We start from the raw sequence: 21526 nt of genomic DNA on the forward strand, positions 1-21526 counted from the left end.
AGGCGGGCGGCTGTACCGCACAGGCGACCTGGCGCGGCACCTGCCGGACGGCAACCTTGAATACCTGGGGCGTAACGACGATCAGGTCAAGCTTCATGGCCTGCGTATCGAGCTGGGTGAAATTCAGGCGGCGATGACGGCCGTGGACACCGTCAAGGAAGCGGTCGTGCTCGCCTGCGACCAGCACCTGGTAGCGTACTACACGGGCCAGCGTCTCATCCCCGAGGCGCTGCGGGCCGTCTTGATGGCGCGCTTGCCAGCGTTCATGGTTCCGTCGCACTTCATCCACCTGGCCGCGCTTCCGCTCGGCCCTAACGGCAAGCTTGACCGCAAGGCGTTGCCAGCGCCCGAGGTGCAGCAGCGCCCGTTCGAAGCCCCTTGCGGGGACGTCGAGCAGCTTGTCGCGAGCCTTTGGTGCGAGTTGCTCGACGTCGATGAGGTGGGCCGCCATGACAACTTCTTCGAGTTGGGCGGTCACTCGCTGGCGGCCATTCGCCTGGTGGACCGCCTGCGCAAGGCCGGGGTACCCGTTGCGCTCACTGACGTCTTCCAGCGTCCGAGCGTGGCGTTGCTGGCCAAGCAGGTGGATAGGCAAGCGCCAGCGGTAGCGACCGTGATCACGGTCCGGCCGGGTTCTGCCCAGGCGCCGCTGTTCCTTGTGCATGAATTTTCCGGGCTGGACTTCTACTTCCCTGTGCTTGCCCACCAAGTGGGAGGCGACTTTGCCATCTACGGCCTGCCGGGATTACCCAGCGATGCCCCACAGCCACGCACGCTGGAATGTCTGGCGCGCTACCAGATCACGCAGATGCGCACCGTGCAACCCCACGGGCCCTACCGTCTGGCCGGGTGGTCATTCGGCGGTGTGCTGGCCATGGAAATGGCCAATCAACTGCGCGGCGTTGACGAGCAGGTGGCATTCATCGGTTTGATCGACACCTACGCACCGCGCTTGGCCGACCAAGGCAAGGCACGCTGGGAGGGCCCGTATGCCTTGGAGCGGCAGTTGCTGCTCAACTGCACGGCGTACTGGCAAACCAAGGGCGAGGCAGGCCGCGCCAAGCGGGCACTGCTCGCGCGCCTGGAGCAGGACCAGGCCGACTTTGCGACCTTGCTGGCAAGCTGCCGTGAGCACGAGGTGCTCTACGGCCTGTGGGCCAGCATGACGGACGCGGACCTGCGGCATTATTTCGGCCGCGAGCTTGCCCATGGCCATGCCCTGGCTCATTACCGCCCAGCGCCGGTGGATGTGCCGGTGCACCTGCTCTGCGCCGCGCAGGCTGACGAGGCGCCTGAGGGCCTTGGCTGGCGCACGGCGTTGCCGACCCAGGTGCTGGTGACGCACACCGTTCCGGGGGATCACCGCAGCTTGATGCAAGCGCCCCATGTGACGACCGTTGGCCAGGTGCTGACGCAGGCGCTGGCGTCTGCTGCTGCCCCGGCTGTACCACCGCCCTTGGCCCCCGTGGCTATTCAGACCGGCGCTGCCGGGCACACGCCCGTGTTCTGCGTAGCCGGTGCCGGCGACAGTGTGACCAGCTTCATCGGCCTGGCCGAGGCGTTGGGCCCGCAGTGGCCCGTTCAAGGCTTGCAGGCCCGAGGCCTGGATGGCCTGTCGCTGCCGCACACCTGCGTCGAGGCTGCGGCGGCCTGGCATGTGCAGGCTATCGAAGCGGTCTATCCCGAGGGCCCGCTGAACCTGGTGGGGCATTCGTTCGGAGGCTGGGTGGCCCATGCCATGGCCGCGCGCTTGCAGGCCAAAGGGCGTCAAGTGCGCTCCTTGACGTTGATCGACAGCGAGGGCCCAGGCCCAGGGAGCACCTGCGGCCAGCCCCATACCTTCAGCCAGACGCTGCTGCGCCTGATCGAAGCGCTGGAAATGTCCTCCGGCAAACCCCTTGGTCTGGACCGGGTAGCGTTTGCACAAGCCAGCGACGATCAGCAACAGCAGCAACTGCACACGGCCATGGTGCGGGCAGGGCTGATGCCCGCCAGGTCCAGTGCGCGTGCGCTCGACGGCACGGTGCGCACTTTCGGTGCTGCGCTGCGCACGCCTTACCATCCAGAGCTGCCGTACACCGGCCCGGTAGGGCTGGTGCTGGTGGACGACCCGGGGCTGGACGCCGAAGGCAACGCTGCCGAGCACCGTCTCATGCAGCAGCGCTGGCAACAGTTGCTGCCTGGGCTGAAGGTATGGAAGGCGCCCGGCGATCATTTCAGCATCCTCAAGGTGCCCCATGTGTTCAGCCTGGCAGCGTGGTGGCATGACGGTCAGGCGCTTGCGCAGGCCCAGGTCGTTCAATAGCCGGTTACCTGGCGGCCGGTGGGCGAGCCCGCCGCTGCCAGGTCTCGGTGCAGTCTTGTCAAACAAAGGAATTACGCGTGTCCATGGACAAAACCAAACTGCGCAAATGGGGCATCGGGCTGGGCATTGCCGTGGTAGCGGGCATTGGCCTGTATGCGGTCCAGGCCCCGGCCAAGGCACCGCAGTATATCACCGCCCAGGTCGAGCGTGCCGACATCGAGAATGCGGTACTGGCCACCGGCGTGCTCGAAGGGATCAAACAGGTGGATGTGGGCGCCCAGGTTTCCGGTCAGCTGAAATCGCTCAAGGTGAAGCTGGGCGACAAGGTCACCGAAGGCCAGTGGCTGGCCGAGATAGACCCGCTGGTGCTACGCAACACCCTGCGCCAAGCGGAGGTGGACGAGCAGAAACTGCAGGCCCAACGGCGCTCGACCCTGGCCCAGCTCAAGCAGGCCAAAGGGGTCTATGAACGCTATCGAGAACTGCAAATCGATGCCTCGGTCTCGCGTCAGGAATATGAAAAGGCCGAGGCCGACTATCAGGTCCAGCAGGCTGCCGTGGGCTCGCTCGATGCGCAGATCCGCAGCGCTCAGGTGGAAATTGACACGGCCCGGGTCAACCTGGGCTATACCCGCATCAACGCGCCGATCACAGGCCACGTGGTGGGCATCGTTACTCAGGAAGGGCAGACGGTGATCGCCAACCAGCTGGCCCCGGTGCTGCTCAAGCTGGCCAACCTGGACACCATGACCGTCAAGGCGCAGGTCTCGGAAGCGGATGTGATTCACATCACGCCGGGCCAGGCGGTGTATTTCACCATCCTGGGGGAAGACAAACGCTACTACGCCAAGCTGCGCGGCACCGAGCCTGCCCCACAGCACTACGCCCAGAGCAGCGACAAGGCAGAGGGCGGGGCCGGCAAGCCAACTGGCGCGGTGTTCTACAACGCCCTGTTCGAGGTGCCCAACCCGGACCACCGCCTGCGCATCGCCATGACTGCGCAAGTGCACATCGTGCTCGATACCGCGCAAAAGGTTCTGACCGTGCCGGTGGCGGCACTGGGTGGGCGCGAGGCGGACGGCCGCTTCGCCGTGCGGGTGCTCGACGACAAGGGCTTCGCCGAGCAGCGCAAGGTGGTGGTGGGGATCAACAATAACGTTCGGGTACAGATCGAGCAGGGCCTCGACGAAGGTGACCGGGTGGTGATTGGCGAGCCGATTACCGGCGATTCGGGAGCCTGAGCATGAACATGAACGTCCAACCCACTGCCCCCCTGTGCCAGGCAACGGGGCAGGGCGAACCCTTGCTTTGCCTGGAGGGCATTACCCGCAGCTTCCAGGCCGGCGAGCGGGCCTTTCTCGCGCTCAAGGGCATCGACCTGCAGATTCACCGTGGTGAACTGGTCGCTATCATCGGCGCATCGGGCTCTGGCAAGTCCACGCTGATGAACATCCTGGGGTGCCTGGACAATGCCAGCACTGGCAGTTACAAGGTCGATGGCCAGCAAACCCGGGACCTTGACGTCGATGCCCTGGCCGCCCTGCGTCGCGATCACTTCGGGTTCATTTTCCAGCGCTACCACCTGCTGCCGCACCTGGACGCCCTGCACAACGTCGAGATCCCTGCCGTGTACGCCGGCATGGACCTGCAATGGCGCCATGAACGCGCCCAGACGCTGCTGAGCCGGCTTGGGCTTGGCGAGCACTTGCACCACCGTCCCAGCCAGCTGTCGGGAGGCCAGCAGCAACGGGTGAGCATATGCCGGGCATTGATCAATGGAGGGCAGGTGATCCTGGCGGACGAACCCACAGGCGCGCTGGACAGCGCCAGCGGCAAGGAGGTCATGAAGATTCTGCTGGAGCTGCACGCCTCGGGTCACACCGTGATCCTCGTCACCCATGACCCGCACGTGGCCGCGCACGCCGAGCGCATCATCGAAGTCAGCGACGGCCAGATCGTCAGCGATCGGCGCAAGGTTACTGACACGGTGCCTGCACGGGCCGTGGCGCCGACGCCGGCACGCAAGCGGGGACATCGCCTGTTGGCAAGCCTGGGCATGTTCCGCGAGGCGTTCAAGATGGCCTGGCTGGCCTTGGTGTCACACCGCATGCGCACCTTGCTGACCATGCTCGGGATCATCATCGGTATCACTTCGGTGGTGTCGATTTCAGCCATCGGCGAAGGGGCCAAGGGGTACGTACTCAAGGACATCCAGGCCATCGGCAGCAACACCATCGATGTGTATTCGGGGAGCAACTTCGGCGACAGCCGGGCCAGGAACATTGAAACGTTGGTGCCGGCGGATGTGGCGGCGCTCAACGCCTTGTACTACGTCGACAGCGCAACCCCTGTGATCGGCCAGGGCACGCTGGTGCGCTATCGCAACCTGGACGTGGATGTGCAGCTCAATGGCGTCAGCGAGCACTACTTTCAGGTGCGCAACATCCCACTGGCAGCGGGCATCGTGTTCAGCGCCGATGATGCGCGGCGCCAGGCCCAGGTCGTGGTCATCGACCATAACACCCGCGAGCGCCTGTTCGGCCCGACCACCGACCCCCTTGGGCAGGTGATCCTGGTCGGTAATCTGCCCTGTACCGTGATCGGTGTGACGGCGCGCAACAAGAACCTGTTCGTGGCCAGCAACCAGCTGAACATCTGGGTGCCGTACGAGACGGCTGCCGGACGGGTGCTGGGACAGCGTCACCTGGACAGCATCAGCGTGCGGATCAAGGACGGGGTGCCCAGCAAGCGGGTCGAGGAGGAGGTCAGCCGTGTACTGCTGCAGCGCCACGGCAGCAAGGACTTCTTCACCAACAACCTGGACAGCATCATGCAGACCGTACAGAAGACCAGTCGATCCCTGACCTTGCTGCTATCGCTGATCGCGGTGATCTCGCTGGTGGTGGGCGGCATAGGGGTGATGAACATCATGCTGGTGTCGGTGACCGAACGTACCCGTGAAATCGGCATACGCATGGCCGTTGGTGCCCGTCAGGCCGACATCCGCCAGCAGTTTCTGGTGGAAGCGGTCATGGTCTGCCTGTTGGGCGGGGTCGTGGGCGTGGGGTTGTCCTACGCGGTGGGCTACCTGTTCGAGCTGTTCGTCAAGCAATGGGAAATGGTGTTCTCCCCAGCCTCGATCGTGATGGCGTTCGCCTGCTCGACCTTGATCGGTGTGGTGTTCGGCTTCGTGCCGGCGCGCAATGCGGCTCGCCTGGACCCCATCGAAGCACTGGCACGGGACTGAACCACCTGCGATGCCGGTCGACCGATGCCTAGGCGTGCATCCAGCGCATCAGCGAATGCCGCCCGCCGATGCCCAGCTTGATCACGGCCCGGCGCAGGTAACTTTCGACGGTGTTCACGCGCAGGCCAAGCCGGTCGGCCTGCTCGGGGGCCGTTTGACCGGCCAGCAACCCTAGGCAGACCTGGCGCTCGCGTTCGGAAAGCTTGAGGCCTGTTTGGGCCAGGCGTTCGACGAACCGCTGCTCCAGGCTGTCGTGGCTGTTGCGCGGCACGGTGGGTTGCAGGGCACGCAGGTGTTTCTCCAGCATCGGCAGCACCAGGGGCGTGATGGCTTCGAGCCTATTGCGCTCCAGGGGGGAGAAGCCATAGGTGGTGTCGGCGCGCAGTACGCGAATCTCGACCCGCGCGTCACTGGCGCGGATACGGTGCAGGCGCGAAGGGTCATCCGAGGCGGTGGCCGTGGGTTGATCGCACGAGAACACGGTTTCGTCGAGCACGGTGGTTTCGCTAGGTGAGCGTGGCAGCTGGCGGATCTGCGTGGCGTCGATGCACAGGTGAGCCTGAATCAGGTCATGCAGCAGGCGGGGAAACTGGCGGCTGCCGGTGCTGGCAATGATCTTGCCGATCTGCGGATAGATGGAATTGATGCTCATCGAATCGTCCTTGAGGCCAGGGCACAAGCCCGGCTGTAGTGCAAGCCCTCATCCTGGGCCTGCATCGGTGCGTGAGGGGTATGCTAGTACAACGAGCGAGCCTTGGCTAAATCCAGCCTGGATGATGCCATATTGATATCTCCTACGGACGCCATGCCGATCAGCGGGTTTGCTATCATGCCGCCTCCCTGACTAGCACAAGGCCCATTTTCATGCCCCTGAGCGCTGAACAGATTGCCGAGTTCCGTGGATTTGCCGAGCAGTTGGCCGATGCTGCGAGCGCTGCCATCACGCCTTACTTTCGTGCAAGCCTGGAGGTCGAGGACAAAGGCGGCCGGTTGTACGACCCGGTGACCGTGGCCGACAAGGCGGCCGAGGACGCGATGCGCGAGCGGATCCAGGCGCGCTACCCAGACCATGGCATCCTTGGTGAAGAGGCGGGCGTGGCCGTGGGCAGCAGCCCGTTGACTTGGGTGCTCGACCCGATCGACGGCACCCGCGCCTTCATCACCGGCCTGCCGTTGTGGGGCACGTTGATCGCGCTCAACGACGGTGCCCGGCCTGTGGTGGGGGTGATGAACCAACCTTTTACCGGCGAACGGTTCATCGGCACGCCCGAAGGTGCCTGGTCGGGCACGCGAGCGCTAAAGACCCGCGCCTGCAAAGCGCTGGCAGCGGCCACCTTGATGTGCACCACCCCTGACATGTTCGATACGCCTGCGCGCAAGGCTGCGTTCGAGCACGTGGCCAGCCAGGCACGGCTGATGCGCTACGGTGGGGATTGCTACGCCTATTGCATGCTGGCCTCGGGCTTTGTGGATGTCATCGTCGAAGCCAGCTTGCAGCCCTATGACGTGCAGGCACTCATGCCCATCATCGAGGGCGCGGGCGGTGTGATCACGGCCTGGGACGGCAGCAGCGCTCAGCAAGGCGGCTGCGTGGTGGCCTGCGGTGATCCGGACCTGCATGCCCAGGTCGTTGAGCTGCTGCGCGGCGCGATGTAGTTCAGGTAGCTACACCTGCTGGCGCATGCCGCACTTTTTTGGCTTTCGGGGCTCTATGCTAGGCCCAGGCTGCCGCGATCCCCGCGGCGGCCGCCGAAAACGAACCGGTGCCGATGGTAGTGTGCAGTTGCTCCACGATAGTTCGCCTGCTGTTGGCAGGCATCTTGGCCAGCCTGTGCGCCTGCACTCAGCAGCAGGGGCGCGACATCGTCAACCAGCTGGGCGAAGGCAAGCCCAGCGAGCTGTTCCAGACCAGTGTGGATCGCCTGGCGACCTTGTCGATGCGCGACAACCTGCAAAGCCTCTACCTGCTGATGAACAAGCTGTACCTGCGCAATCCCAACCAGTTGCAACGCTCGGGCTACCTGGACGCGGCCACGGCCGAGCGCCAGATCCGCCTGGCCATCGAACAGCGCCAACCCCTGGCGCAACTGGGCAATCGCCGCGACCTGGCTGCCTTGAGCTATGCCTTGAGCCCGGAATTTCGCGGTGATCGTGTGGGTGCGTTCATCTACGCCATCGGCAGTATGCTGATCACCGCCCACGGCGGACGCACCGCGTTCTACATGACCGACACCCTCGACCCGTTGTTCATCAACAACGCCGCGCGCAACATCGAGAAAGCCACCTGGATGCTGAGCCAGCGGCAGGACGCCAACGGTGTGCTGTTGCTGTTCTCCAACGAGATTTCGGAGGAGGGCAGCAACCTGAGTTTTGCCGTGGAATTTGGCAAGGTGGTGGCCCGCCTGGACTTGCTGGCCGAGCTGCTCGACGAGCGCTACCGCCGTATCGGCCTCAATTATGCGCAAAGCCTGCTGTTGATGAATTTCCTGCCGGTACAGTGACCTGCCGCGCCTGGAACAGGGCCTGTATCGCCTTGCGATAACGCTGCCCGGCCAGGCTCATGCTGTTGTTGTGTGTCGCACCTGGCACCAGCAACAGCGTCTTGGGTTCGCGCGCGGCCTCGAACAGCTGCTGGCTGAAACGCGAGGGCACGTAGCGGTCGTCCAGGCCATGGACCAGCAGCACCGGCAGGTCGATATCGCCAATTTTGCCCAGTGAATCGAACTTCTGCGACAGCAGCCAGCGCACCGGCAGCGATGTATTGGCGACCACGCCTGCCACATCGCCCAACGAGGTGAACGTGGACTCCAGGATCAGCCCTTGCGCCGGGGCAGGGGTGCGCGTGTCTCGGGCTTCACGGGTGAGCGTGCGCGCCAGATCGACCGCTACGGCGCCCCCCAGGGAGTGCCCGTAGATCAGACGTTTGCTCGCATCAGGTTGCAGTTGGGCGAAACGCTCCCAAGCCACGCGAGCGTCCTCGTACACGGTGGCTTCGGAAGGCAAGTCCCCTCGGCTGCGGCCAAAGCCGCGGTAGTCCACCGCCAGCACCGCATAGCCCATGGCGTGCAGCTGTTCGATGCGAAACAGCTGGCCGGTAAGGTTCCAGCGCACACCGTGCAGGTAAAGGATGGCCGGGGCATCGGCGCGTCTTGCCGGCCACCACCAGGCATGCAGGCTCTGGTTATCGGCGAAAGTGCGCGGGCGCAGGTCCAGCTCCTGGACACCGCCGGGCAGGCCATGAAACCAACTGGCCTGGCCTGGCTCGATGCGAAATACCAGCTCGCGTTCCTTGTGCTGCAAGACCGAGCAGCCGGCCGGCAGGGCGAGCACCAAGGCGGCGGCGCACAGCCAGGTGAACCAGCGACGGCGTAGGGCGCAGAGCAACCGGGTAGACATACGGATGTTGGGGATCTCGGAAAGGGTCAAGGCGCGGGAAAGTACAAGCAACGTGGCAACGTGGCGTAGTTCTATCAAATGCTGCAGCTCAGATGTAAGAAATATTACCAGCCGGCGGACCAGCTTTTTTGCAAGCTGTTTCCAGCGCGGGCCTGCGCACCGTCCGCCGATTGCGCAAGCGCCCCGCAAGCAGGTAGCGTGGCCCAACACCCTCCTGACGAAGGCTTTGATTTGGACTCGATAACCCAAGCTGTTCTTGGCGCTGCGTTGCAAGGCACACTGTTGGGGCGCATTCAGGGCCGTAGGGCCCTGGTCTACGGCGCTGCGTTGGCCACACTGCCGGACTTGGACGTGATCATCCGTTATGCCGACCCGGTCTCGCAGATGACCTACCACCGCGGCTTTTCCCATTCAGTGTTCGTGCTGACCGCGCTGGCAGCGCTTCTGGCGTGGCTGGTGAACAGGACCTGGCCGGACAAAGGCTACACGCTGCCCCGGTTGTTCCTGACATTCTGGCTGGTGTTGGTGACCCACCCCGTGCTCGACGCGTTCACCGTGTACGGCACCCAGTTGCTGTGGCCCTTGCACGTGACCCCGCAAAGCTGGGCGGCCGTGTTCATCATCGATCCGGTGTATACCGTGCCGCTGCTGGTGGCGGTGGCGTACGCCGCCGTGCGCGGCACCCACGCCCGGGCGGTACGGTTCATGGCCGTTGCGCTGGGCTTGAGCACCGCTTACCTGGGCTTAGGCCTGGCTAGCCGTACCCTGGCCGAACACCGTTTCCAGGCCGCGCTCGATGCCAAGGGCGTGACCGTGAGCGAGGTACGGGCAGTGCCCATGGCGTTCAACAGTCTGGTCTGGCGGGTATTGGCCAAGGCGCCGGACGGCGCCTATTACGAAGGGGTCAGTAGCCTGTTGGACCGCGAGTCGCCGGAGATGCTGCGCCTGAACCGCAACCTGCCTCTGGCCCAGGTGCTGGCAAACGATCCGCTGCACCAGCGGCTGCGCTGGTTCACCGACGACTGGCTGCGCTACGACCAGGTCGGCGACCGGCTGGTGGTGACCGACCTGCGCATGGGTACGCCGGGCAACTACACGTTCCGCTTCGACATGGCCCGGCAGGGCGAGCAGGGCCGCTGGCAGGTGCAGCAACCGGCCGTGCACACAGCCAGCGGCCCGCGCGACCTGTTCGACGGGCAGGCGCTGGGGTTGATCTGGCGCCGCATCGTCTTCCAGCAGCCCCCGCTACCCTTGGCCGCCTGGACCGCGCGCATTGCAGCGCCTGGACAAGGGCAGGGGGAGTAGCGCCCAGTGCGCTCAGCCGGGCTGGACCTGGTCAAATGGCTCGCAATGCTGGCGATGCTCGCCGACCACCTACGCTTCGTCTGGCCGCAGGCCCACGGCCTGTTCGTGGTTGGCCGACTGGCGTTTCCGCTCTTTTGCCTGGCCATGGCCATGAACGTGGTGCGGCGCGAGCCTGACACGCCGCTCGATCGCCACCATGGGCGGTATCTGGGGCTGATGCTGCTGTTCACCGTGCTGTCCGAGCCTGCCTACCTCTGGCTGGACAGCGGTTCGACCACGTTCAGCGTAATGCCGACGCTGTTGTTGGGCCTGCTGGTGGCCTGGAGCGTGCAGCATACCCAGGCAGCCGCGCGGCTGCTGGGGTTGGTCGCGCTGGGCGCGGCTTGGGCTGGCAGCCCGTGCCTGATGTACGGCCTGCCAGGGGTACTGCTGCCCGCCGCCTGCGTACTTGCCTACCGCTGTGGGGGCGCAATGTGGCTTGTGCCGTGCGTGCTGGCGGTGGCCGGCAACTTGACCAACAGCTGGTTGATGACGCACCTGGGCGCCCACTTCACCTGGGTCACCCTGGCGGTTGCCGCCGTGGCCATTGCGGTCGGCAACGGCCTGTTGCACTGCCGATGGCATCGCGTGCCAGCTGTGGGTCGCTGGGCCTATGGTTTTTACCCGCTACACCTTTTGCTGATCAAAGCCTTGAGCACGCTTGGGCTGTGACACACCTGTGCCACGGTTGACCCAGGGTTGACGCAACTGTGTCGAGCATTTGCCCGTATCCAGCCCCTCCCCACTGACGGCTCGAAGGCTCTACTGCGGTATCTGCGGCCGTCAGCCGGCCGTTTGGCACAGCCGTTGCTCTTGTTTGGACTGACGCTCGTCGCAGCGTCGCCATAACAAGAACGGAGAACAGTGCATGAATCGATCAGGCCCCCAACGCCTTGCACGCGGCTGCTTGGCCCTGGCTCTCAGCTGGACACCCCTGGCCTTCGCCGCCGGTGTCGATGGGCAACGCATCATTGATGCGGACAAAGAGCCCGGCAACTGGATGAGCCATGGCCGCACGTACGACGAGCAACGCTTCAGCCCCCTCAAGACCATCGACCAGAGCAACGTGGGCCAGCTGGGGCTGGCGTGGAGCTACAAGCTCGACCTGGACCGCGGCGTGGAGGCGACCCCCATCGTGGTCGATGGGGTGATGTACACCACGGGGCCGTTCTCGGTGGTGTACGCGCTGGATGCGCGCAACGGCCAGCTGCTGTGGAAGTACGATCCGCAGTCCGACCGCAACCGTGCCGGCGAAGCCTGCTGCGATGCGGTCAACAGGGGCGTGGCGGTGTGGCAGGGCAAGGTCTATGTGGGTGTGCTGGACGGTCGCCTGGAGGCCATCGATGCCAAGACCGGCAAGCGGGTCTGGTCGGTCGATACCCGCGCCGATACAAAGCGCAGCTACACCATCACCGGTGCGCCGCGGGTGGTCAACGGCAAGGTGGTGATTGGCAATGGCGGCGCCGAATTCGGCGTACGTGGCTACGTCACCGCCTACGATGCCGAGACCGGGCGCCAAGCATGGCGGTTCTACACCGTACCGGGCGATCCGAAGCTGCCGCCTGAGGATAAAGCCATGCAGATCGCCAGCAAGACCTGGCACGGGGATGCCTATGTCGAGTGGGGCGGCGGCGGCACCGCCTGGGATTCCTTTGCCTACGATCCGCAGCTGAACCTGCTGTACATCGGCGTGGGCAACGGCGCGATGTGGGACCCCAAATGGCGCAGCCAGGCCAAGGGCGACAACTTGTTCCTGTCCTCGATCGTGGCGGTGAACGCCGATACCGGCGAGTACGCCTGGCACTACCAGACCACGCCCGGCGACGCCTGGGACTTCACGGCCACCCAGCACATGATCCTGGCCGAGCTGCCCATCGACGGCAAGCCGCGCAAGGTGCTGATGCAAGCGCCCAAGAATGGCTTCTTCTACGTGCTGGACCGGGAAACCGGCGAGTTGCTGTCGGCCAAGAACATCGTGCCGGTGAACTGGGCCAAAGGCATCGACATGAAGACCGGCCGGCCCATCGTCGACGACGAGGCAGCGGCCTACTGGAAGGACGGCAAGCGCAAGCTGGTGACTCCGGCGTTCTGGGGGGCACACGACTGGCACCCGATGTCGTACAACCCGCAGACGGGGCTGGTGTACATCCCGGCCCACATCATGTCGGCCTACTATGAACACGTGCCAGAAGCGCCCAAGCGCAACCCGTTCAAGAGCGTCTACCAGTTGGGGCTGCGTACCGGCATGATGCCCGAAGGCGCCGAAGGGCTGCTGGACATGGCCAAGACCTGGTCAGGCAAACTGATTGCATGGGACCCGGTCAAGCAGGCGCCTGCCTGGGAAGTGCCGTACATCACGATCTTCAATGGTGGCACCTTGAGCACGGCCGGCAACCTGGTGTTCGAAGGCAGCGCCGACGGCCGGGTCATTGCTTATGCCGCCGAAACCGGCAAGAAGCTGTGGGAAGCGCCTGCGGCCAGCGGCGTGATGGCCGCACCGATCACCTATGCCGTCGACGGCGAGCAATACGTCACGTTCATGGCTGGCTGGGGCGGCGCATTTTCCACGTTCGCTGGCGCACTCTCTTTGCGTGCAGGCGTGCAGCCCTATGCACAGGTGCTGACCTACAAGCTGGGCGGCACGGCCAAGCTGCGCGAGCCGGCCCCGCCTGCCGATGCGCCCAAGCCGCCACCTTTGACCGCCAATGCCGAGACGGTCGCTGCAGGCGCTGCGCTGTACGACGGCAACTGCTCCCAGTGCCATGGCATCCATGCTGTCAGCGGCGGGGGCCTGCCCGACCTGCGCAAGCTGGGCGCCGACAAGCACCAGATGTTCCTCGGGATTCTCTACGGCGGCAGGGTGCCCGATGGCATGCCCTCGTTTGCCGACAACCTCAACCCTGAGCAAGTCGAGCAGGTCCATCAATACCTGATCAAGCGTGCTCACGATTTGCAGGAGGAAGGCGAGGTCTGGAAGCGGTTCAGCGCCCGTCCGGCAACCCCTTCATCGCTGGCTGACAATGCCCCACAGGAGTGAAATGCCCATGAACGATTCGGTCTACCAGAACTTCATCGACAACCGGTTCGAACCCGGTGAAGCCCTGCTCGAGGTTCATAACCCGGCCAATGGCCAGTTGCTCGGTCGCGTGCCGGAGTCTTCGCAGGCCCAGGTCGACCAGGCCGTGAGCGCGGCACGCCGGGCTCAGCGCGCCTGGGCAGCCCGGCCTGCGCAGGAACGCGCAGGCTACCTGCGCGCCATCGCGAACCGGATACGAGCCAATGCCGATCAGCTGGCCCGGACCATCACCCTGGAAGGCGGCAAGGTGCCGGCCCTGGCCCAGGTGGAAGTCGGCTTCACGGCCGATTACCTGGACTACATGGCCGAATGGGCGCGACGCCTGGAAGGCGAGGTGTTGACCAGCGACCGTCAGGCCGAGCACGTGTTTCTCATGCGCAAGCCCGTGGGCGTGGTGGCAGGCATCCTGCCGTGGAACTTCCCCTTTTTCCTGATCGCCCGCAAGATGGCGCCGGCGCTCATTACCGGCAACACCATTGTGGTCAAGCCGAGTGAGGAAACCCCGATCAACTGCTACGCGTTCGCCCGCCTGGTGGCCGAGACCGGCCTGCCACCCGGGGTGTTCAACGTGGTCGGCGGCACAGGCGCCGCCGTGGGCCACGGCCTGTCCAGTCACCCGGGCGTGGACATGGTCAGTTTCACCGGCAGCGTGGCGACCGGTGCGCGGATCATGGCAGCGGCGGCGCCGAACATCACCAAGCTGAACCTGGAGCTGGGCGGCAAGGCGCCTGCCATCGTGTTGGCCGATGCCGACCTGGACCTGGCAGTCAACGCGATCGTCGCCTCGCGGGTGATCAACACCGGACAGGTGTGCAACTGCGCAGAGCGTGTTTATGTGGCGCGCCAGGTGGCCGATCGGTTCATCGATCAGGTGGCCCAGGCGATGGCCGCCACACGCTATGGCGACCCATCGACGCAGCAGGACCTGCACATGGGACCGTTGATCAACCGGGCCGGCCTGGACAAGGTGGCGCAGATGGTGCGCACTGCCCAGACCCAAGGCGCGCAGGTGGTCACGGGCGGGCAGGTGGCTGACCTTGGCAGCGGTTTTCACTATCAGCCCACCGTGCTGGCAGGCTGCACGGCCGACATGGAGATCATGCGCAAGGAAATCTTCGGGCCGGTGTTGCCAATTCAGGTGGTGGAGGACCTGGACGAAGCCATTGCCTTGGCCAACGACAGCGAGTACGGGCTGACCTCGTCACTCTACACCCGCGATCTGAACGCCGCGCTCAAGGCGTGCCGGGAAATCGACTTCGGCGAGACCTACATCAACCGCGAAAACTTCGAGGCCATGCAAGGCTTCCACGCCGGGGCCCGCAAGTCGGGCATTGGTGGGGCGGACGGTAAGCACGGGCTCTACGAGTACACGCGCACGCAGGTGGTCTACATCCAGGGTTGAAGCCCAGCCGTGGCCAGTGCCCCGGCGTGGCGGGGCACTGGGCTCAGTTGCCCTGGCGATTCGGTTGCACGATGCCGTGGCGCTTGATCTTGCGGTACAGCGTGGACCGCGAGATGCCAGCGGCCTGGGCGGCGGCACTCATGTTCCACTGGTTGCGCCGCAACAGCGCCAGCAGGTGGTCGGCCTCGGCCTCTTCCACCTGCTGCCCAAGGCGCGGCGCTGCGCAGATCGTCCTGCCTGGTTCGACCTGCGCTTGCTGCAACTCGGCGGGCAGGTCGGCCAGCTCGATGCACCCGTCTTCGGCCAGGGCAGCGCCCTGGCGCAGGGCATTGAGCAGTTGGCGAATATTGCCCGGCCAAGGATAGGCCAGCAGCGCGGCGCGTGCTTGGGCCGAGAGGTGCAGCCCCGGCGCCAAACGTGCTAGAACACCCTCGATCACCTGCGCCCGATCACTGCGTTCGCGCAGCGCCGGCAGGGTGATACGCATGCCGCAGAGTCGGTAGTAGAGGTCCTCTCGGAACTGGTGGGTGGCGATCCTGGCAACCAGGTCCTGATGCGTCGCCGATATCACCTGAATATCCAGCCTTACCGGCGTGGTCGCCCCCAGCGCAACCAGCTCCCGTTCCGCCAGTACCCGTAGCAGGCGGGTTTGCAGATCGGCAGGCATGTCGCCTATTTCATCGAGAAACAGCGTGCCGCCATTGGCCTGTTCCAGCTTGCCTTTCATGCCCTTGCGGTCTGCCCCAGTGAAGCTGCCGGCCCGGTAGCCGAATAGCTCGCTTTCGATCAGCGCTTCTGGAATGGCGGCGCAATTGAGCGCCACGAAAGGCCGGGCGCTTCGGGCGCTTGCCTGGTGCAGGGCGCGAGCGAACGCTTCCTTGCCCGTGCCGGTTTCACCGCTGAGCAGCAGCGCGATGTCCTTGTCCAGCACCTTGCGCAGGCGCGTCACGGCGTGCTGAAGCTGGGGGTCGCCGCCTGCCAGTTGGTCGAGTGTCGGATGCGCGTTGGCAGATGCCGTCGGTGCGGCCGGGGCACAAGCGCGATAAGCGCGCGGCACTCGCAGGCCCACCTCAAGGCCCTTGACCTGGCTGGCATCGTACAATTGCGCGCCCCGAGCACCGCCCTGGGTCAGGGCCAGCAGCTGGTCGATATCGGCGCTTAACACATGCTCGATGCGCAGGCCGAGCAGGGCATGGGGGTTGTTGCTGAATGCGGCCCGGTTGGCACCGACGATACGGCCACCCTCGTCGAGTGCCAGCAGTTGCTCGGCTACCAGGTCCGCATCGCCGTCGCAGGGCTTGACCGCGAGGGTCAGGCAGTCGCGGTAACGCTGGCGAAAGTGCGCGTTTTCGATCAGGCGGGCGTACAGCGTCACCAATTGCAGGGTCAGGTGCTGGGCCTGCTTGGGACCATCGTCATACAAGCAGGTCGCGTTCAGGCAACCGAGCAGGTGGTTGTGGCTGTCGAAGATCGGTGAGACCGAGCAACTGAGCCGGGCATTGCTGGCCAGGAAATGTTCCTGACGGTGAATGGTCAGTGCCTGTTGCGAGGCCAGCGCGGTGCCTATGCCGTTCGTGCCGGCGATGGACTCGTCCCAGCGCGCCCCCACCACCAGCCCGGAACCTGTGAAGCGCCCGGTGTCGGCAGGTAGGCGAGCATCAAGCGTGACCCCTGCCGCATCGCTGAGCAAGACGGCGAAACCTGCATCCGCTACCCGCCGGGCCAAACCACTCACGCCTTGGCTGGCGAGGGTCAGGTAGGCTTGGTGTTGGGCTTGCAGCTGGCGGATTTCTGCGGCGCTGAGGATGTTGTCCGTTGGGTGCACGCTCGGATCCAGGCGGTGCTGGGTGACGCTGCGGTACCAGGATTCGGCGATCACCGTTTCCGGGACCAAGCCGCGGTGGCCGAAGTGACTGTCGACGAAGGCCGCCAGTTCCGAGGCAGGATTATGAGCGGGCATGGGCGCTCCACAGTTATTGTTATCGAAGGTGAAGATAACCATAGCTGATGGCGCGCTACCAGCCCGGGCGCAGGGCAAGCCTTGTCAGTGGATCAGTTCGAGTGCCTCGGCGGTGGTGAGCGGGCGCTTCATGCGTTGCGACAACTGCATCATGGCTGAGGCGTAACCCTTGGCGACCACGGCCTGCACCTGATCCTCCAGGCATTGCAGTGCAATGAAATCACCGCTCTCCGGCGTGCCAACGAAGGTGATGGCGTCCCATTGTCGGGCGTGGCCCAGCACTTCGAACCGCTGCCCATGGTGATAGGTCCAGAAAAACGGCACGTCGGCGTAGCGGCGTTGCTCGCCCAGCATGTTTGCTGCCGCGATGACGCCGTGCTGCTGCGCCAACCGCCAGTGCTCAATGCGCACCGGTTGGCCGGCGAGGGGGAAGGTGGCCATGTCACCCACAGCCCACAAGCCTTCGGTCACCTGCATTTCACCGTTGACCGGCACGGAAAGGTCATCGGCCAGCGCTACGCCATTGAGAAAAGCCGTGGCCGGAGCTACCCCCGTTCCTAGTAGCACCACTTGGCAGTGCACTCGCTCGCCGCTGCCGAGCATGACCGCTTCGACCTGACCATCGCCTTCGATCGCCGTCACCTGGGTCGGGGCATGGAACGTGACGCCCTTGCGCGCGTGCAAGGCACGGATCGCCCGCCCGATACGCTCGCCCAGTTGCTTGGCCAGCGGAACTTCATGCCGTCCAATCACGTGGACCTTGGCACCGTATTCGCTTAACGCCGAGGCTGCTTCCAGGCCGATGAAGCTGTCGCCCACGATCACAACCGGTTTGCCCGGTTCCACGGCATCGAGCAGTTGCGCAGCGTCCGCGCGCGAACGCAAGGTGAAGACCCCAGGCAGGTCGCGCCCCGGGATATCCGGGCGCTGCGCCTTGGCGCCCGTAGCGAGCAAACAGGCGTCATAGTCGATGCGTTGGCCGTCGGCCAGCAGGAGCTGGCGTTTCTGGGCATTGAGTGAACGGACCTTGGCGTGCCGACGCTCCAGTTGACCGATGCGCAGATCATCAGGCTCCAGCAGCATCGGCACCTCATCCGGGGCCATTTGGCCTGCGAGCACGAATTTGCTCAGGGCCGTGCGGTCGTAGGCCGGCTGGCGCTCCTGGTCGATCCACACCAGGCGGCCATTGAAGCCATGGCGGAGCAAGGTGACCACAGCGGCGCTGCCTGCCGCACCGGCTCCCAGCACCACGAAACACCGCGCATCGCTGTGCCGGGGCGGGCGCGCCCTGGGCAAAGGGCGGTCGTCCACCCACACCTGGTCACCCTTGACCCAGGCCTTGTAGCGGCGCAGGTCGGTCAGGGCAGGGGGCTCGCACACGGCGCCCTCGTCCACGGCGAACGCGGCCTTGTGCCAGGGGCAGATCAGCAAGCCGCCGCAGACGCGGCCCTCGTCCAGCGGCGCTCCTGCATGAGGACAGTTACCCTGAAAAGCACGAACCTGATCACCCTGACGCACGATGATCAGCTCTTCGTTACCGGCTTCCACGCGCAAAGGGGTGTGTTCATCGAGGTCGGCCAGCCGGGCCACGGCGTATTCGGTCATGGTGAATTCTCCAAAGGGGGCCTCTGGAACGGTTCGACGCCGATTTACCCGAACGGGCTGCGTCGAGCTGACGACTGGAGTGCTGTACAGGGAACAAGAGGATCAACCTTCCTTGCACGGGTCTGGATGACCCAATGCAAGGAAGCGCTGTTGACGCGACCGTCAGTCGGCTATGGCAGGCGCTGGCGTACGAGTACGGGTGGCGCGCAGGGCCACCAGGCTACCCAGCACGATCAACGCCGCCAGGGCGTAAAGGGCAGCGTCGGTCGAGCCGGTCTGGTCCTTGATGAACCCGACCAGGTAAGGGCTGAGAAAGCCCGCCATCTGGCCCACCGAGTTGATCAGGGCCAGGCCTGCCACGGCCGCACCTGCGCTAAGCAACGCCGTGGGCATCGGCCAGAACATGGGTAGGCCAGTGAGGGCGCCCATGGTGGCGATGGACAGGCCAAGGATGGCGATCGCCGGGGTGGCCGCGAAATTCACGGCCATCAGCAGGCCCACGGCGCCCATCAGCATTGGCACTACCAAGTGCCAGCGGCGCTCGTTGCGAAGGTCCGCCGAGCGCCCGCACAGGATCATGAAGACTCCGGCCAGCAAGTAGGGAATGGCGCTCAGCCAGCCAATGAGCAAGGGGTTGTCGAAGCCCATGTTCTTGATGATCGAGGGCAGCCAGAAGTTGATGGCGTACACACCGCTCTGGATGCAGAAGTAGATGAAGCCGAAGGTCCAGATCAGTGGGTTGGCCAGCACGGCCAGGACGCTGTCGCCGGTGGTAGGCGGCTTGCTGTCGGCATCGGCCTGCAGGTCGGCGGCAATCAGCCGGCGCTGCTCATCGCTCAGCCAGGTCGCCTTCTGATAGCCATCGCTGAGCAGGAACACCGCCAGCACGCCGAGCGCAACGGTTGGCAACCCTTGAATCAGGAACATCCATTGCCAGCCGGCAAGGCCATGTTGCCCGGCGGCGAAGTGTTCGAGGATCCAGCCGGAAAACGGGCTGCCCAACAGACCCGAGACCGGGATCGCGGACATGAACAACGCCATGATGCGGCCACGTCGCGCACCGGGGAACCAGCGCGAAAGGTACAGCACCACACCCGGGAAGAAGCCTGCCTCGGCGGCGCCTGTGAGCAGGCGCAGGGCATAGAACTCGGTGGGGGTCGTCACGAACAGCAAGCAGGTGGACAAGCTGCCCCAGGCAATCATCATCAAGGCGATCCAGCGCCGTGGGCCGAAGCGGTTGAGCGCCAGGTTGCTGGGAAGGCCGCACAGGACATAGCCGATGAAGAAGATGCCGGCGCCGAGGCCGTAGACGGTTTCGCTGAATTTGAGCGCGTCGAGCATCTGCAGCTTGGCGAAGCCGACATTGACGCGGTCGAGGTAGTTGAACAGGTAGCAGATGAAAATGAACGGAATCAGCCGCAGGGTGATGCGCCGGTACAGCGCATTGCGGGTGGTGTCCGTGCCTTGGTCAGGGGCGGGGCTGTGTGCCATGATCGGGTTCTCTGTTGTTATGGTTGTCACCGCGTCGCCTGTTCCGGCGCTCGCCTGAACGAGTCTCGGGGACGGCGGCGTGGCTGTCTTTGTGCTTTTGCACAAGCCATGGGCCTTGCTGCTGTGCCCGAGCCCAACCGCACGCCCCCAAGGACCGTTGAATGTTCGAACTCGACCACGACCTGGCACAGGATATCGTAGACCGTGCCATGGCGATTCTGCCCTGCAACGTCAACGTCATGGACAGCCACGGCCTGATCCTGGGCAGCGGCGAGCCGGAGCGCGTCAACACGCGGCACGAAGGCGCCCAGCTGGTGCTTGCCAATGGCCGCATCGTGGAGCTTGACCAGGAAGCGGCACGCTGCCTCAAGGGCGTGCAGCCGGGGGTGAACCTGCCCCTGATGCTCGACGACCGGCTGATGGGCGTGCTGGGCTTGACGGGTGATCCGCAGCAGGTTCGGGTGTATGCCGAGCTGGTGCGCATGACCGCCGAAATGCTGCTGGCCCAGCGTCACCTGCAGGCTGACCAGCAGTGGCGCAAACAGCGCTGCGACGATTTGCTGGCCCTGCTGCTGGGCGGAACCGGCGACGCCTCGCGGCTGCTGGACGAAGCGCGCCAGTTGGGGCTCAAGCCGCAACTACCGCGCATTCCCTGTCTGTTCGAGCTGGCCAGTGGGCCCGACGCCGAGGCGCTGGCAAGCTGGCTGATGAGCCGTTACCCGGACAGTTGGTGCGTCAGCCCAGCGCGCCACTCGCTGCTGTGGTGTCGCCCGGCAGGCGTGGCGCTGGAGGCTGCACGGCTGGTCGAGCGCATAGAGCGGCACGGTTGGGCAGTTGAGCGCTTGGCCATGGGTTCTGCCGCGCAGGGTCTTGAGCAGCTGCGCCGCGGCTACCGGCGTGTGCGCGACCTGCTGGCCTATGGGCGTGAGGTGGTGCCCCAGGAACGGCTGCTGAGCTTGCAGCGCTACCGCCTGCCAGCCTTGCTCTGGCGCCATCGCAACGATGAGGCGCTGGACGAACTGCTCGAGCCGTTGCTGCGCATCCAGGCCCGCGACAGCAGCGGGCAATTGCTGGCCACGCTGCGCGCCTGGTGCGCCCACGATGGTCAGAGCCAGGCCTGTGCCGAGGCGCTGGGTATTCACCGCAACAGCCTGCGTTACAGGCTTGAACGTATCGCCGAGCTGGGCGAGGTGGACCCGATGCGCCTGGAAGGCCTGCTTAGTTTGTACCTGGGGCTGCAATTGCTGCCTACCCGATAGCGCGCACTGGCTGGGCAGGGCCGCCGGGCGCTGGCATCTGCCCAAACAATCTGTCGGGCGGTTTGTGCATTTGACCGACGCCGCCTTGCTGGTCAGCTGTCAGCATGCCGCTACCCGGACAGGAGAATCATCATGAAGATCGTCATCGCGCCTGACTCGTTCAAGGACAGCCTCGAGGCGGCCGACGTGGCGCGCGCCATCGCCGCCGGCCTGGCCAAAGCATTGCCCGACGCCCAGTTGATCGAGTGCCCCATGGCCGACGGTGGCGAAGGCACGATGCAGGCCATTCTCGCCGCCAGCGACGGCGAGCTGCGCCGGCTTACCGTGCGCGGCCCGTTGGGCACGGCTGTTGAGGCAGGCTGGGGCTGGCTGCCCCAGAGCCGCACCGCAATCATCGAAATGGCCCAGGCCAGCGGCCTGCAACAGGTGCCCACTGGGCAG

Annotated in this window: 16 protein-coding genes; 11 read left to right on the forward strand and 5 right to left on the reverse strand. The window is 65.0% G+C overall.

Annotation, left to right across the window (positions count from 1 at the left end; genetic code table 11):
- The 3 genes from B2S33_RS09960 to B2S33_RS09970 form a co-directional block, all read left to right on the forward strand.
- Positions 1–2305, forward strand: a 2305-nt coding sequence (locus B2S33_RS09960; protein WP_288650200.1) for an alpha/beta fold hydrolase, incomplete at its 5' end; no start/stop codon positions are given.
- Positions 2306–2388: 83 nt separating this feature from the next.
- A complete protein-coding gene (gene macA, locus B2S33_RS09965) occupies positions 2389–3546 on the forward strand; it encodes a macrolide transporter subunit MacA (RefSeq protein WP_027915637.1) in 1158 nt (385 codons plus the stop codon).
- A gap of 2 nt (positions 3547–3548) precedes the next feature.
- Positions 3549–5552, forward strand: a complete 2004-nt coding sequence (locus B2S33_RS09970) for a MacB family efflux pump subunit (protein WP_242810470.1) — start codon at positions 3549–3551, stop codon at positions 5550–5552.
- Between the two features lie 28 nt (positions 5553–5580).
- On the opposite strand, the gene B2S33_RS09975 is transcribed toward B2S33_RS09970, so the two are convergent.
- Positions 5581–6204, reverse strand: a complete 624-nt coding sequence (locus B2S33_RS09975; RefSeq protein ID WP_232097606.1) for a helix-turn-helix transcriptional regulator — start codon at positions 6202–6204, stop codon at positions 5581–5583.
- Between the two features lie 212 nt (positions 6205–6416).
- On the opposite strand from B2S33_RS09975, the gene hisN reads away from it, so the two are divergent.
- Positions 6417–7208 carry a histidinol-phosphatase gene (hisN, locus tag B2S33_RS09980; RefSeq protein WP_027915634.1) on the forward strand — a complete coding sequence of 264 codons (792 nt, stop codon included), beginning with the start codon at positions 6417–6419 and terminating at the stop codon, positions 7206–7208.
- A gap of 113 nt (positions 7209–7321) precedes the next feature.
- Positions 7322–8053, forward strand: a complete 732-nt coding sequence (locus B2S33_RS09985; RefSeq protein ID WP_028687501.1) for a hypothetical protein — start codon at positions 7322–7324, stop codon at positions 8051–8053.
- On the opposite strand, the gene B2S33_RS09990 is transcribed toward B2S33_RS09985, so the two are convergent.
- Positions 8004–8948 carry an alpha/beta hydrolase gene (locus tag B2S33_RS09990; RefSeq protein ID WP_288650210.1) on the reverse strand — a complete coding sequence of 315 codons (945 nt, stop codon included), beginning with the start codon at positions 8946–8948 and terminating at the stop codon, positions 8004–8006. The two genes, B2S33_RS09985 and B2S33_RS09990, sit on opposite strands and share 50 nt — an antisense overlap.
- A gap of 231 nt (positions 8949–9179) precedes the next feature.
- Here B2S33_RS09990 and B2S33_RS09995 point away from each other — a divergent pair, with 231 nt between their 5' ends.
- The 4 genes from B2S33_RS09995 (at position 9180) to aldA (ending at position 14770) form a co-directional block, all read left to right on the forward strand.
- On the forward strand, positions 9180–10253 hold the full coding sequence (locus B2S33_RS09995; RefSeq protein WP_197873881.1) for a metal-dependent hydrolase: 1074 nt from the start codon (positions 9180–9182) through the stop codon (positions 10251–10253).
- Between the two features lie 6 nt (positions 10254–10259).
- Positions 10260–10964, forward strand: a complete 705-nt coding sequence (locus tag B2S33_RS10000; protein WP_027915630.1) for a TraX family protein — start codon at positions 10260–10262, stop codon at positions 10962–10964.
- Between the two features lie 196 nt (positions 10965–11160).
- Positions 11161–13329: a PQQ-dependent dehydrogenase, methanol/ethanol family gene (locus B2S33_RS10005; RefSeq protein WP_288650203.1), complete on the forward strand. Its 2169-nt coding sequence runs from the start codon at positions 11161–11163 to the stop codon at positions 13327–13329.
- A gap of 7 nt (positions 13330–13336) precedes the next feature.
- The gene (gene aldA / locus B2S33_RS10010; protein WP_088523660.1) at positions 13337–14770 is read left to right on the forward strand and encodes an aldehyde dehydrogenase; all 1434 of its coding nucleotides are present in this window, start codon (positions 13337–13339) and stop codon (positions 14768–14770) included.
- A gap of 43 nt (positions 14771–14813) precedes the next feature.
- Here the strand turns inward: aldA and B2S33_RS10015 are convergent, their stop codons facing one another.
- The 3 genes from B2S33_RS10015 to B2S33_RS10025 form a co-directional block, all read right to left on the reverse strand.
- Positions 14814–16730: a sigma-54-dependent Fis family transcriptional regulator gene (locus tag B2S33_RS10015; RefSeq protein WP_288650205.1), complete on the reverse strand. Its 1917-nt coding sequence runs from the start codon at positions 16728–16730 to the stop codon at positions 14814–14816.
- Between the two features lie 84 nt (positions 16731–16814).
- Positions 16815–18335, reverse strand: a complete 1521-nt coding sequence (locus tag B2S33_RS10020) for an FAD-dependent oxidoreductase (protein ID WP_242810474.1) — start codon at positions 18333–18335, stop codon at positions 16815–16817.
- Positions 18336–18497: 162 nt separating this feature from the next.
- Positions 18498–19826, reverse strand: coding sequence for an MFS transporter (locus tag B2S33_RS10025; protein WP_125922212.1), 1329 nt, complete (start codon positions 19824–19826; stop codon positions 18498–18500).
- Between the two features lie 161 nt (positions 19827–19987).
- On the opposite strand from B2S33_RS10025, the gene B2S33_RS10030 reads away from it, so the two are divergent.
- On the forward strand, positions 19988–21085 hold the full coding sequence (locus B2S33_RS10030; protein ID WP_288650207.1) for a sugar diacid recognition domain-containing protein: 1098 nt from the start codon (positions 19988–19990) through the stop codon (positions 21083–21085).
- Between the two features lie 132 nt (positions 21086–21217).
- Positions 21218–21526, forward strand: a 309-nt coding sequence (locus B2S33_RS10035; protein WP_288650209.1) for a glycerate kinase, incomplete at its 3' end; no start/stop codon positions are given.

Origin of the sequence: Pseudomonas sp. UBA5568 (genome assembly GCF_002425525.1) — a bacterium.
Taxonomy (GTDB): Bacteria; Pseudomonadota; Gammaproteobacteria; order Pseudomonadales; family Pseudomonadaceae; genus Aquipseudomonas; species Aquipseudomonas fulva.